The following is a 12,073-nucleotide window of genomic DNA, read 5'->3' as shown; positions in this document are numbered from 1 at the left end:
AATCCCCCCTTACAACCGTAACCAGCTTGCTAATTCATTATCCTTATCTTTTAAATCCTCAGCCATTTTAACAATAAACTCACTAATATCCTCTAAATCTCTAATCAAATAATGAAGAGAAGCCTCAGTTTGATACTGTTCTTCTGAGTCATAAAATGCTGCCCCATCTTTCACATAAGGTGCGTGAAACAATACAGCTTTATCAACATCGCTTGGATCTAGATCCTTGAATTCTCCTAACCTCTTCCCGCAAATAGATTTTACGTCATAAACCATTTTGCTGTGATCATGAGGGAATCGTTCAATTGCTTGTTTCTTTGTTTTTAAGTCTTCGATAGCTGCCTGTAATCGTTTAGCTAATTCTTTTGCATACTTTGCATCCACTTTAATTGTCTGACCATTCATGCCTGAGAAAGATGAGAATGATTCGATATTCTGGTTATAAACACCTTTGCTGCCATCAACACTCTGGATATTACCATTCTTATCAAATGTAAAGTTCGAATCGTTTAAACTATGAGTATCAGGATTTTTTGCAAATGCTTGGCCATAGAAAGAAGTAATAAGACTCCCTAAAACACCAGGAATACCTAGAGACGGATTAAGCCGGTTTGCACGATCTTGACGTGCGATGCTTGGATCTTTCGTATATATGGTTGTTCCGTTGTGTCTGTCGTATTCTAAAAACCAACCTGAGCCCACCATATCATCAGGATTAATAATTGCTTTATGATACAAATCAAATTCGCCATTTCTGATTTTCTTCTGTGTTTCTTCATTGTGCAGCTTAACAATGGAAGGGTTATTAAAAGCTACACTGTAAACGTTATTGTTTACACCAGCGTATTCTGCATCTGCCCCTCCAAGTGAATGACCTGTTGTCGAAATCACTGTGTTAGTGCCAGCATACTTTTTCACTTCATTGGCAACGAGCTTATCACCTTGATCGAATTGAGATGTCTTAGTGACAATTTTGTATTCTCCGCTCTTAATCATCATTGCTTGTTCCATACTGCCGTTATACTTGGCAACAGCTTTAGAGTTTTCAGATGCATCTTTTTTCATTATGTATTGGACTTTCTTTTTCGGGTCTTTACCCATGACTACGTTGCCGCCATCTGCACTTATAACATCAGCTTTGATTTGTTCCTGGTTTGTTCCTTGAAAACCTATAACGACATTTTCTGGTTCTTTTGGTTTTACCCATTTGCCTTCTTTTTTCTTCGCTTGAACAAATACATAAACATCTAGGCCTGTGTCTGGGTCTTTTTTGATTTTATCTATGAAATATTGTTTACCTGAATTAATCTTCACGGGTATGTTTTTCGAGAAATGTTTTTTTAAATATTCATCTCGATAAGTTAGTTGACTAATACTATAGTAATCTTGGTCAGTTATATTAGGAACCTTAGCCTTCTTGCTCATGTACAATGACACGCTCCTCATGTAAAATAAGCACTGAAAGGATGGTTTTATGAAAAAATACATTATTATCCTGTTATCAGCAATCATCATTATAACACTTGGGGGAATATACATGAAACACCAGTATAATGAAAAGCAAGAAAAAGTTAAGACTGCAGAACTAGAGTTATTTGATAAAGCTAAAAAACGAATGACTGATTACATAAATGCCAACTATGAAGGTATAGATAAAATTGATTTCTCGGACAAATATGAAATAGATCCAATGGGAGGGATTAATGCAGAGGGTTATTTGAACGGCAACAAAGAAAAAGAGTTTTGGGGGATTTATGACAAGTCAAATGACACTATAACTTCATCGTATGTTGATGCTAAAGAAAAGACAGAGTGCGAAGATAAACCATGTGAATATTAAACAAAAATCCCCTTACTTATTGTGAGGGGATGATTTTGTTATTGGATCAGTGTATTTCCTTCAAAATAACACATTAAATTTCCTAAATGCGGTAAAATAAAATCAAAAACCTATTTTTTAACTAAGGAAGAGAAAAAATGACTGAATTGTATGATTTTAAGACACTTGCAATGGAGTACCCCTCTATATTAGACAACTACTTATAGGCAATGGATTTTCAATTGAATTTTTTGATAGCTTTAAGTATGGCGGACTATATGATTATCTAGTAAAAAAGCAATTATTAGCCGGACAAGAACTAGACTTATTCCAAGCGTTTGATACGACTAATTTTGAGTTAGTTTTAAACTCACTTCTCACCGCACAAAAAGTTAATCAAACATTGATGAAAGTCACCGACTATTTAGATGAAAGATATAACACAATTAAAGATCTACTCATTAAAGCAGTTAAAGATATACATCCTTTATACTCGCAATTACACATTAGTAAGTTAGCCTGGAGCCTCAATGTATTCAAAAAGAATATTTTCACCACTAACTATGACTTATTATCATATTGGGCTTTATTAAGATTAAAACGTAAGCCCTTTGAAAGGAATATACAAGACGGCTTTTCCTACAGAAATTCAAGCGATGAGACATTGAGTTTTCAACCTACTACCTTTAAAAATAACCATATAAAACTACTTCATCTGCATGGCGCACTTCATTTTTATGAAGACCAAGGAGAAATCATAAAGATTAACTCTAAAAGTGAAGATTTATTAACAGAGATCAAACAAATGTATGAAGAGAAATTCTTTCCTATTTATGTCTCAGAAGGCGCTTCAGAAAAAAAGCATTCTCAAATCAAAAATAATTATTATCTAAGGTATTGTTTTAACAGTCTTTTCAAAGCTGACGGCGGCATAACAATTTTAGGACAAGGGTTAAATCCAATGTACGATAAGCACTTGATAGATACAATAAAACGTTCAAAAGTGAATTATATAGCTTATGGAGTTCATTCTATTGAAACTGATTCTAGTCGATTTATTATAGAGAGTATTAAAAATCACTTCGGCAAGTTAGAAGGTAAAGAGCTCATTTTTTATGATTCAAGGACTTTTTATGAGTTTACAAGGAGAAAATCTTGGGAGCAGTCCCCCTTCCCAGCACCAAATACAAATGAGTACTTCCCAATATTTAATGAACAATAGTAGCTCTATCCATTTAAGGATAGAGCTTTATTTAATCCTGTATAGTTGTTAGTTCCCCGTCATCGAAATATAACTATCTGTTGCCGCTATATATCCATTGTTCATTAGTTCCATAAGCTGTTGTTGTTTTTTTACATCTAAAGGTTTCCCCCAGTCATCCAATAACACATCTGATTTAGACATTCCAATATAAATTATTTTTTCATTATGGTCAGTCTCACCTTGGCTTAGTTTCACTTCTGTTGTATTAATAAGGGTTGAATCTCTATCATCATTTTGATACCTATAAACATGTAATACATTATCTTCAGGTTTTGCAACTGGATCATATTTTATTGTATAACTGTGTGCCTTATCATTTTTGTTTGGCAACACAAATACTTCATTTATTGAGCATGATTTATTCCTTCCACATTCAATTGAATTTAACCTTGAATTCTCTTGGATTGTATCAGTAGCATTCCCCAACAATATTAACTTTTCCTCATCAGATAAGTCTTTGAAATTGGATTTTGCTGATAACGATATATCATATACATGACCTGGCATTTTTTCCACTTCATTCATCCATACATCATCAAAATACTCACTTACTTTTTTATTATCTTTAGTTTTTTGTGCAATTTCATCTAGCTTTGTGGTGTCTAATTTGTTTATGTGCATAGGGATGACTACGGCTAACCCTAATATAACTATAAGGAGAGACACAAGCCCAATAACCTTCTTTTTTTTCATGCAGACGCCCTCCTATAAAAGACTCCTATTGGAATCCTTAAAATAAAAATCACTTATTTGTATAAGGGGACTGCCCCCATAAGATGAGACAAATAAAAAAACACCTTCAAGTTTGGAAACGGATGGTTGTTAGCCGAAATTAGACTTGGAGGTGTTTTTTCTATGGGGACAAGAGTGAGTTATCCGGTTGAAGTGAAACAGAAGGCTGTAGAAATGAGATTGGCAGGCGTGCCTATGAAAGAGATAATGCAGGAATTGAATATTAAGAATAAGACACAGGTTCAGACATGGGTTAGATGGCATAAGACTGGGGATACACATCGATTCGAACAGCCTTTCGGAAAGCAATATACTTATGGAAAAGGCCCGGAGTAATCTTCCGAATTAGAGAAACTGCAGGCAGAAAATCGTTATCTGAGACAACAGAATGAAGTGTTAAAAAAGTACAACGAATTGGAAAGGAAGTTGATAGGGAAACGACAATCAAACTGGTAGAAGAATTGCGTTCTGTTTATACATCTTATGAGTATGAGAAAGCTGTTAAAACAAAAGGCATTACCATGAGCATATCCCGCAAAGGGGCGCCAGCTGATAATGCCTCCATCGAATCGTTTCATTCCTCACTAAAGTCTGAAACGTTCTATCTTAACAGCATTGATCGAACTACGACGGCCATCGTAGAACGTACTGCCATAGAATACATTCATTATTATAACAATATTCGTATTCAAACGAAACTGAACAGCCAATCACCGATACAATATCGGCAATTGGCTGTATGAAGGTGTTTTGATCCCTGTCTCAAAAACGGGGGTCAGTCCCTATTGGGTCACACTTTTTGACGCAGTTCCCACGAGTAGAGCCATTTTCATGTGTGACTTTTCCCGCTTTTAATGTGACCCCACTTCGTCTCGCACTCCGTATCACACAATGGAATGATTAACGGTTGTCAATCGTCTCCGGATACATATCATGATTCATCATCCGATGTTCGGCCATTTTTTCATATTTTGTTCCCGGTCTGCCGTAGTTTGTATACGGGTCAATGGAGATTCCGCCTCTTGGCGTGAATTTGCCCCATACTTCAATGTAGCGGGGGTCCATTAATTCGATCAAATCATTCATGATGATGTTCATGCAGTCCTCGTGGAAATCTCCGTGGTTGCGGAAGCTGAAAAGATACAGCTTCAGCGATTTGCTTTCCACCATTTTTTCGTCCGGAATATAGCTGATGTAGATGGTTGCAAAATCCGGCTGTCCCGTTTTCGGGCAAAGCGACGTAAATTCCGGGCAGTTGAATTTAACGAAATAATCACGGTTCACGTGTTTATTCGGAAATGATTCCAAAACCTCCGGCGCATATTCAAATAAATAGTTTGTCCCTTGATTCCCCAGGAGCGTAACTCCTTCTAATTCTGATTCTTTTCTTGTCATATAAATCTCCCTTTCTATTAAACTCCCCGTTTATTGCCCCAAAGCAATGTATGCAGCTGAGGCAGGACTCTGACAAGATTCAGATCCGAATCGGCAGAAACCTTATCAACGAGTGTTTCGTATTTTCCGAGCAGATGTGCGATCAATGCCCGGTCGTCCGTCGTATGGACGTTATCGTTTCCGACCTGAAGGTAAAACGGAATATTCGGATACCGCTTGTGCACGGTTTTCGCAAATTGCAGATCTTCATCATTAAAAATGACGACCTTTAAGCTGACCGCGTTAAGCCTTTCTGCCGCATCAAGCGAAGACACAATGTGATCGAGCTTTGCAAAATCGGTTGTCATCCCCGAACTTGGCGGCTTCGGTGAAATCGTCAGGTCGTTAATCATTGTGAACCAATCCTGATAGACCGTTCCCTGCGTTTCTAAAGCGGCGCGCACCCCGTGCTCTTTCAGCAGCAGAATCAGCGCGTCAAGCTGCTTTAACAGCGCCGGGTTTCCTCCTGAGATGGTGACATGGGAAAAGGCGTCTCCGCCGATTTCTCTCAGCTCGCGGTAAATGTCTTCCGCCGTCATCCAGCGGATATCTTTTTTGGCTGAGCCGTCCCATGTAAAAGCGGAGTCGCACCAGCTGCAGGAGTAGTCGCAGCCCGCCGTGCGGACGAACATGGTTTTCTGGCCGATAACCATGCCCTCCCCTTGTATCGTCGGTCCGAAAATTTCTAATACCGGAATTCCTTTAGCCATTCCTATCACCTTTTTTCGGGCGGTATACGCAATAGCTTGTCGGGGTTTCCCTGACAAAAACCTGCACGCAGACCGGCTGATTCTCCAGTGTTTCGAGGTAGGACTGCACCTTATCATAAATCGTTTTGGCCACGACCTCGGTCGTCGGCAGTGAATATCTGTCATCATCAGAAAATTCCTCATGGTCATTCAGCAATGTATGGTCATAAGCGCCGTGCACCAATTTCTTCAGCACGCTGAAATTCACGAGAAAGCCTGAATCGTCCAGTTCATCCCCCGCAACGGTAATATTTACTGTATACGTGTGCCCGTGGACTCTGCTGCACGCTCCGGCGCTTTCGCGGGGAATAAAGTGCGCGGCTGAAATGTGCATGTCCTTATTTAACTCAAACGAATAAGGATGCTGAACCTGCGGGTAAATTTGAGAAAGCAATTAGTTCCGCTCTCCTTTCATTTTCATATATTCATCATATCCTTTATTGCGGAGCAGGCATGCCGGGCATTCGCCGCATCCGTCCGCAATGATGCCGTTATAGCAAGTCAGTGTATTATTCTTTACAAAATCAAGCGCGCCGAGCTCATCCGCAAGTTTCCACGTTTCTGCTTTGTTCAGCCACATAAGCGGCGTATGAATGACGAACGGCTTTTCCATCGCCAAATTGACGGTGACATTGCAGGATTTGACAAACTCGTCACGGCAGTCCGGGTAGCCGCTGAAATCAGTCTCGCAAACACCGGTAATAATGTGGCGCGCACCGATTTGATATGCAAGAATCGATGCAAAGGATAAAAATACAAGGTTGCGTCCCGGTACAAAGGTTGTCGGCAATTCCCCGTCCTTCGCTTCAATTTCGATATCATCTCTTGTCAGCGCATTCGGCGCAAGCTGATTTAAAAGAGACATATCAAGCAAGTGGTTTTTGACACCGAGCTTTTCGGCAATCGATTTTGCCACATCGATTTCTTCTTGGTGACGCTGATTATAATGGAATGTAACAGTTTCCACTTCTTCAAAGTTTTGCAAAGCCCATAATAAACAAGTCGTGCTGTCTTGGCCTCCGCTGAACACCACAACCGCTTTTTCTTTTTTCATGTCTTTCTCTCCCTTATCTATCATTCCATAAAAAAAGCGCCTTTTTCGGAGAAGGCGCCCTAAAAAACATAAAAAAACCGTATCCAAGGATACAGCTCGTCCTTAGTTTTTTATAGAGGGTGTAGCTAGAACCTCTCCCGCATTAATACGGATTTTCTTCTTTTTTCACTTTTGCTATCATACCATAATGTTGTTTCCCGTGACAATAAAAAAACAGCCTGAACCCTGTGTCAGGCTGCAAAAGCGGGTTTAAACCCCGCGTTTCTTCCCCGGAAATACCATCAGCGCAATCCCGATCAGAACAAATAAAGCAGGCCAGAAAACAGAAACCGGAATGATCGGCTGATACGTCATCATAAAGCAAAGTGCTGTCAAGGTCAGCACCGCAACCGGAATGAGCAGCGCCTTCTGTTTCCCGCCGAACAGCCACAGCTCAAATAAACCGAATGCCGTTGCCAACAGGTAAACAGGCCATGTCACATCGGAGTAGGACCAATTGGTTGCCGTTTCAAAGACAAACAAGATCCCCGTCATCAATAAGATGCCGCCCGGTACGAGAAGCCCCGCGTTTTTGACAGGTTTCGGGCCGAAAATCGGAATGTGAAAAGCGGCGCCCAGCAACAGAATGAGAGCGGGCCAGCCGCGTTCGCTGATGACTTCATTTGCATTGGTGAATATGCCGAAAATGCCCGCGGCGCACAGAACCGCCGCAGCAGTCAAAAGCCCTCTTTGCCTTCTGCCGAACAGCCAGGCTTCAAACAGCCCGAATGCAACGGCAAAGAGGTAGACAGGCGATGTCACATTTGCGTATGTCCAATCCGTCAGCGTTTCAAACCATAACAAGCCGCCCGTCACAAGCAAAATGCCGCCCGGAATAAGAAGGCCCGATCTTTTTTTCGGCTGCATAAAGGCAGCGGCGTGAAACAAAAGCCCGGCTGCGATGATCAAAAGCGGCCACAGCCCCGTCATCAGCATTCCGGCAAAGCATAGTGCTCCCGCGGCTGTCAGGATGAAAGCAGGAATCAATACGCCGATCTTTCTCCCGCCGAAATACCACAGCTCAAACAGACCGAGAGCAGGCGCCCATATATAAACAGGCCACGTCACGCCTGAATACGTCCATCCCGTTGCGGTCTCAAAACAAAACAGGCAGCCCAGCACAAGAAACATACCGCCGGGAACGAGCAGTCCCGCCTGTTCAGTCGTTTTTTTCGCAAAAATAAATCCGGCGTGAAATCCTGCGGACATTATAATGAAAAGAAACGGCCACGCCGAACCTGCGGATATATGTATAACTCCCGCCTTCTGTAAAAAAAATACAATTCCGATACAAATAAAAATAAATCCCAATAATACACGTCGATCCTTCATCTCTTACTCCTCCCCATCATTTCCCAATTCATTATACAGAAATGGCAGGAAAAAAGAAGGGGAATTCCCAAAAAATACAGACATTTTCCTTATATCCTTATTTTTCTTTCGGGATTTTTTTGCAAATCAATGCGCCGATGAAAGCGAGGCTCACATACCCAAACACCGGATAAACGGTGGAAATCAGCTGCCCGTAACCGATTTGGCTGATAATGAAAGCAAACGCCAAAATGCCGCCGTAAATATATGTACTTTTTATACGAAGAAAACTGTTTAATTGTTTTTCCAATCCGTATAAATTGCCGATAACCGACGTAAACACTTCCCCGAAAATAATAAACAAATAAATGATATGAAGCGAACGCGAATACGAATAGACGACTTGAGCCATCGGAATGTCAAACTCCAGCACATCCGGCAGCACCGATAATGATAAGAAGCTCGCGGCAAGCACCAGTGTCAACAGAACGCCGCCTAAATAAGCTCCCCTTCTGATCACCTTCTCTGAAGACATTTCGTTCGCAAGCGGCACAAGGACGGCTTGGGCGAGCGATAAATTTAACGCGCCGTAAGAGACGGCGGACAAAAGCCAGTTCCACTTGTCAGGCCATACCCATTCGTCCGCGTTTCTCGTGCTTGTAAATACAAATGAATCAGCTGTCACGATAAAAGAGAAAGAAATTAAAAGCGGCACAACCAATATATTGACGCCGAACACACCTTTAACACCGCTTGTCATGACGGCAAAACTCAGTACGATCGTCAGTAGGATCCCCGCTTGTGCGGGCCAGCCAAGCTGTTCATGAAACAGCGCTCCAGCTCCGGACAGCATGACAGAGGTCACTCCCAGCAATATAAACATCATAAACATGTTCACGGCGCGGCCGATGGACTGGCCGAATAAATATGTGTTCAATTCCTGATAAGATGCTGCATGAATCCGTTTGGAAATAATCATGATTTTGGCGCCTAAATATGTAAACATCAGACCGCTTACCACGATACCGAACAGACCGATCCAGCCGAACTTCAGAAAAAACTCAACGATTTCCCGTCCCGTGGCAAAACCGGCTCCTACAACCGTGCCTACGTATACAAATGCAAGCTGACTTGCAGAACCTTTTGTTTGTCCCATTTCACCCTCCGGCTAAGCGCATATTTGTCCAGGCCTTTATATATGCTTATGAGACAAGTCTCCAGAAAAGACGAACAAATCGTCCTTCCCCGGAGAAAACAGATTCAGCTCTCTCCTCTAAGCAAAAATATTGAAAGAAAAAAAGGGCCGGCGTATACTCTTCATCAAGAAAGGTCAAAGCATTTCATTTCCTTTCTGACTATATTGGTCAAAAATAATCAAACCTCACGAATATCACTTATCATGCTGTAAACATTTATTTTTCGGGGTTTGAAACAAAGTATTTGAAAGTCAAAGAAGGTCAGAGTATACTAATAATCAAAGAAGGTCAAAGTTTCGGCCTTATTTTCTAATCCATTTGGTCAAAGATGATCAAACATTTTTCGAGGAGGTTTTGGCAAATGCGTTGTCAACATTGTCAGAAAAACGAGGCGACGATTCGCCTGAACATGCAAGTCAATTCCATTCAAAAACAATTCGTTTTATGTGAAACATGTTATACAGAATTAACCCGAAAACCGTCTATGAGCATGGGGCCGCAATCATTCGGATTCCCGTTTGAGCAAGGTTTCGCTCCCAATCAAAATAAACAGCAGTCCGGCCCTGAAAAAGGCCTGCTCGACGAGCTCGCTCAAAACGTCACAAACGGCGCAAAAGCAGGTCTGATTGACCCTGTGATCGGCCGCGATAATGAAGTGGCGCGCGTAATTGAAATTTTGAACCGCCGGAATAAAAACAATCCGGTGCTGATCGGTGAACCGGGCGTCGGTAAAACGGCTATTGCAGAAGGCCTCGCGCTTAAAATCGCTGAAGGCGATGTGCCGAACAAATTGAAAAACAAAGAGCTTTACCTGCTTGACGTCGCTTCTCTCGTCGCCAATACAGGGATCAGAGGCCAGTTTGAAGAAAGAATGAAACAATTAATGAACGAATTAAAAGAACGGAAAAACGTCATCTTGTTCATTGATGAGATTCACCTTCTCGTAGGCGCCGGCTCTGCCGAGGGATCAATGGATGCCGGGAACATCCTGAAACCGGCGCTTGCCAGAGGCGAGCTGCAGGTCATCGGGGCGACAACGCTGAAAGAGTACCGCCAGATTGAAAAAGATGCGGCGCTTGAAAGACGCTTCCAGCCTGTCATGGTTCACGAGCCTACAATAGAACAAGCCATCAGCATTCTGGAAGGCATTAAAGATAAATACGAGAAATACCACGGCGTCACATTCAGCAATGAAGCGATAAACGCCTGTGTTACGCTTTCATCCCGTTACATTCAGGACCGCCACCTGCCGGATAAAGCGATCGACTTATTAGATGAAGCCGGCTCTAAGGCGAACCTGGAGCTTGATACCGTAAATGAAGAAGATGCGGCTGAGAGACTCAAAGCAATTGACGCGGAGAAAACAAAAGCGCTTCATGAAGAAAATTATGAGCTTGCCGCGAAACTGCGTGATGAAGAAGCGGCTTTGGAAAAGCAGCTGGCGCATGAAACACCGGCCTCTTCACCTGAAATCGGTGCGGAGCATATTCAAGCCATCATTGAACAGAAAACAGGCATTCCGGTCGGAAAACTCCAGGCTGATGAACAAGTCAAAATGAAGGAACTTGAAGAGCATCTTCATCAGCGTGTCATCGGTCAGGAAAAAGCCGTGAAAAAAGTGGCAAAAGCGGTCAGACGAAGCCGCGCCGGCTTAAAATCCAAAAACAGACCTGTCGGCTCCTTCCTCTTTGTCGGACCGACCGGAGTCGGAAAAACCGAGTTATCAAAGACACTCGCAGATGAACTGTTCGGTACAAAAGATTCCATTATCCGTCTCGATATGAGTGAATACATGGAAAAACACGCCGTATCAAAAATTATCGGTTCACCGCCGGGATATGTCGGACACGATGAAGCCGGTCAATTAACGGAAAAAGTGCGCCGCAATCCGTACAGCATCGTGCTGCTCGACGAGATTGAAAAAGCCCATCCTGATGTCCAGCATATGTTTCTGCAGATTATGGAGGACGGCCGTCTGACAGACAGCCAGGGCAGAACGGTCAGCTTCAAAGATACCGTTTTGATTATGACTAGCAACGCTGGAACCGGCGAAAAACAGGTGAAAGTCGGATTCCAATCTGAAGAGAGCGTCATGGAAGAACAAACGCTGATTGATTCACTGAGCGCGTTCTTCAAACCGGAGTTTTTAAACCGGTTTGACAGCATTATTGAATTCCAATCCCTAAAAAAAGAACATCTCGTGAAAATCGTCAGCCTGCTTCTCACAGAGCTTGAAGACACATTAAAAGAGCGCGGCATCAGCCTGAGCGTCACCGATGATGCGAAAGAAAAAATCGCTGAAATCGGCTACCACCCCGCTTTCGGAGCACGCCCGCTCAGAAGAACCATCCAAGAATTGATCGAGGACGAAATGACAGATCTTCTATTGGATGACAACGAAATCAAAGCCTTCCATGTCGTAATGGAAGAGGACGGCATCAAAGTCCGGGCACAATAACAAAAAAGCGGTTCCCT

General features: G+C 42.3%; 11 protein-coding genes, 1 pseudogene and 1 riboswitch. Of the genes and pseudogenes, 4 read left to right on the top strand and 8 right to left on the bottom strand.

Translation table 11 applies throughout. From position 1 onward, the window contains the following. Window positions 1–9: 9 nt before the first annotated feature. Window positions 10–1,425, bottom strand: a complete 1,416-nt coding sequence (locus tag G9F48_RS02515) for a hypothetical protein (protein WP_043867627.1) — start codon at window positions 1,423–1,425, stop codon at window positions 10–12. A gap of 49 nt (window positions 1,426–1,474) precedes the next feature. On the opposite strand from G9F48_RS02515, the gene G9F48_RS02510 reads away from it, so the two are divergent. After that, window positions 1,475–1,840: a DUF1433 domain-containing protein gene (locus G9F48_RS02510; protein WP_043867042.1), complete on the top strand. Its 366-nt coding sequence runs from the start codon at window positions 1,475–1,477 to the stop codon at window positions 1,838–1,840. Between the two features lie 187 nt (window positions 1,841–2,027). Further along, window positions 2,028–3,041 carry a DUF4917 family protein gene (locus tag G9F48_RS02505; RefSeq protein ID WP_165409129.1) on the top strand — a complete coding sequence of 338 codons (1,014 nt, stop codon included), beginning with the start codon at window positions 2,028–2,030 and terminating at the stop codon, window positions 3,039–3,041. 48 nt (window positions 3,042–3,089) lie between these two features. Here the strand turns inward: G9F48_RS02505 and G9F48_RS02500 are convergent, their stop codons facing one another. After that, window positions 3,090–3,776 (bottom strand): hypothetical protein, encoded by a 687-nt coding sequence (locus G9F48_RS02500; protein ID WP_231931995.1) that lies wholly within the window; start codon window positions 3,774–3,776, stop codon window positions 3,090–3,092. 162 nt (window positions 3,777–3,938) lie between these two features. On the opposite strand from G9F48_RS02500, the pseudogene G9F48_RS02495 reads away from it, so the two are divergent. Then, window positions 3,939–4,558 (top strand): annotated as a pseudogene (locus tag G9F48_RS02495) (IS3 family transposase). A 157-nt stretch (window positions 4,559–4,715) separates the two neighbouring features. Here G9F48_RS02495 and queF read toward each other — a convergent pair. From queF to G9F48_RS02465, 6 genes are all read right to left on the bottom strand, one after another. Continuing rightward, window positions 4,716–5,210, bottom strand: a complete 495-nt coding sequence (gene queF / locus G9F48_RS02490; RefSeq protein WP_003154673.1) for a preQ(1) synthase — start codon at window positions 5,208–5,210, stop codon at window positions 4,716–4,718. Window positions 5,211–5,227: 17 nt separating this feature from the next. Further along, window positions 5,228–5,959 carry a 7-carboxy-7-deazaguanine synthase QueE gene (queE, locus tag G9F48_RS02485; protein ID WP_003154676.1) on the bottom strand — a complete coding sequence of 244 codons (732 nt, stop codon included), beginning with the start codon at window positions 5,957–5,959 and terminating at the stop codon, window positions 5,228–5,230. Further along, window positions 5,952–6,392, bottom strand: a complete 441-nt coding sequence (gene queD / locus G9F48_RS02480) for a 6-carboxytetrahydropterin synthase QueD (protein WP_003154678.1) — start codon at window positions 6,390–6,392, stop codon at window positions 5,952–5,954. Before queD ends, queE begins: the two co-directional genes overlap by 8 nt. Then, complete coding sequence (gene queC / locus G9F48_RS02475; protein ID WP_003154679.1) at window positions 6,393–7,052, bottom strand: 7-cyano-7-deazaguanine synthase QueC; 660 nt, start codon at window positions 7,050–7,052, stop codon at window positions 6,393–6,395. A gap of 96 nt (window positions 7,053–7,148) precedes the next feature. Beyond that, window positions 7,149–7,193: riboswitch (PreQ1 riboswitch) on the bottom strand. 108 nt (window positions 7,194–7,301) lie between these two features. Beyond that, window positions 7,302–8,423 carry a hypothetical protein gene (locus G9F48_RS02470; RefSeq protein ID WP_165408979.1) on the bottom strand — a complete coding sequence of 374 codons (1,122 nt, stop codon included), beginning with the start codon at window positions 8,421–8,423 and terminating at the stop codon, window positions 7,302–7,304. A gap of 97 nt (window positions 8,424–8,520) precedes the next feature. After that, a complete protein-coding gene (locus tag G9F48_RS02465; RefSeq protein WP_165408978.1) occupies window positions 8,521–9,558 on the bottom strand; it encodes a YkvI family membrane protein in 1,038 nt (345 codons plus the stop codon). 401 nt (window positions 9,559–9,959) lie between these two features. Between G9F48_RS02465 and clpE the strand changes: the two genes are divergently transcribed. After that, window positions 9,960–12,056, top strand: coding sequence for an ATP-dependent protease ATP-binding subunit ClpE (gene clpE / locus G9F48_RS02460; protein ID WP_165408977.1), 2,097 nt, complete (start codon window positions 9,960–9,962; stop codon window positions 12,054–12,056). Window positions 12,057–12,073 lie beyond the last annotated feature (17 nt).

It is taken from the genome of Bacillus sp. EKM420B (assembly GCF_011065565.1).
GTDB lineage: Bacteria > Bacillota > Bacilli > Bacillales > Bacillaceae > Bacillus > Bacillus velezensis.
The sequence above is the reverse complement of the archived record's forward strand: the minus strand, read 5'-3'. Positions and strand labels throughout refer to the sequence as shown.

Bases quoted from the DNA above. Each gene is read 5' to 3' on its own strand.
- G9F48_RS02515 (WP_043867627.1), bottom strand. From the start codon at position 1,425: ATGAGCAAGAAGGCTAAGGTTCCTAATATAACTGACCAAGATTACTAT.
- G9F48_RS02510 (WP_043867042.1), top strand. From the start codon at position 1,475: ATGAAAAAATACATTATTATCCTGTTATCAGCAATCATCATTATAACA.
- G9F48_RS02500 (WP_231931995.1), bottom strand. From the start codon at position 3,776: ATGAAAAAAAAGAAGGTTATTGGGCTTGTGTCTCTCCTTATAGTTATA.
- queF (WP_003154673.1), bottom strand. From the start codon at position 5,210: ATGACAAGAAAAGAATCAGAATTAGAAGGAGTTACGCTCCTGGGGAAT.
- queE (WP_003154676.1), bottom strand. From the start codon at position 5,959: ATGGCTAAAGGAATTCCGGTATTAGAAATTTTCGGACCGACGATACAA.
- queC (WP_003154679.1), bottom strand. From the start codon at position 7,052: ATGAAAAAAGAAAAAGCGGTTGTGGTGTTCAGCGGAGGCCAAGACAGC.
- G9F48_RS02470 (WP_165408979.1), bottom strand. From the start codon at position 8,423: ATGAAGGATCGACGTGTATTATTGGGATTTATTTTTATTTGTATCGGA.
- G9F48_RS02465 (WP_165408978.1), bottom strand. From the start codon at position 9,558: ATGGGACAAACAAAAGGTTCTGCAAGTCAGCTTGCATTTGTATACGTA.
- clpE (WP_165408977.1), top strand. From the start codon at position 9,960: ATGCGTTGTCAACATTGTCAGAAAAACGAGGCGACGATTCGCCTGAAC.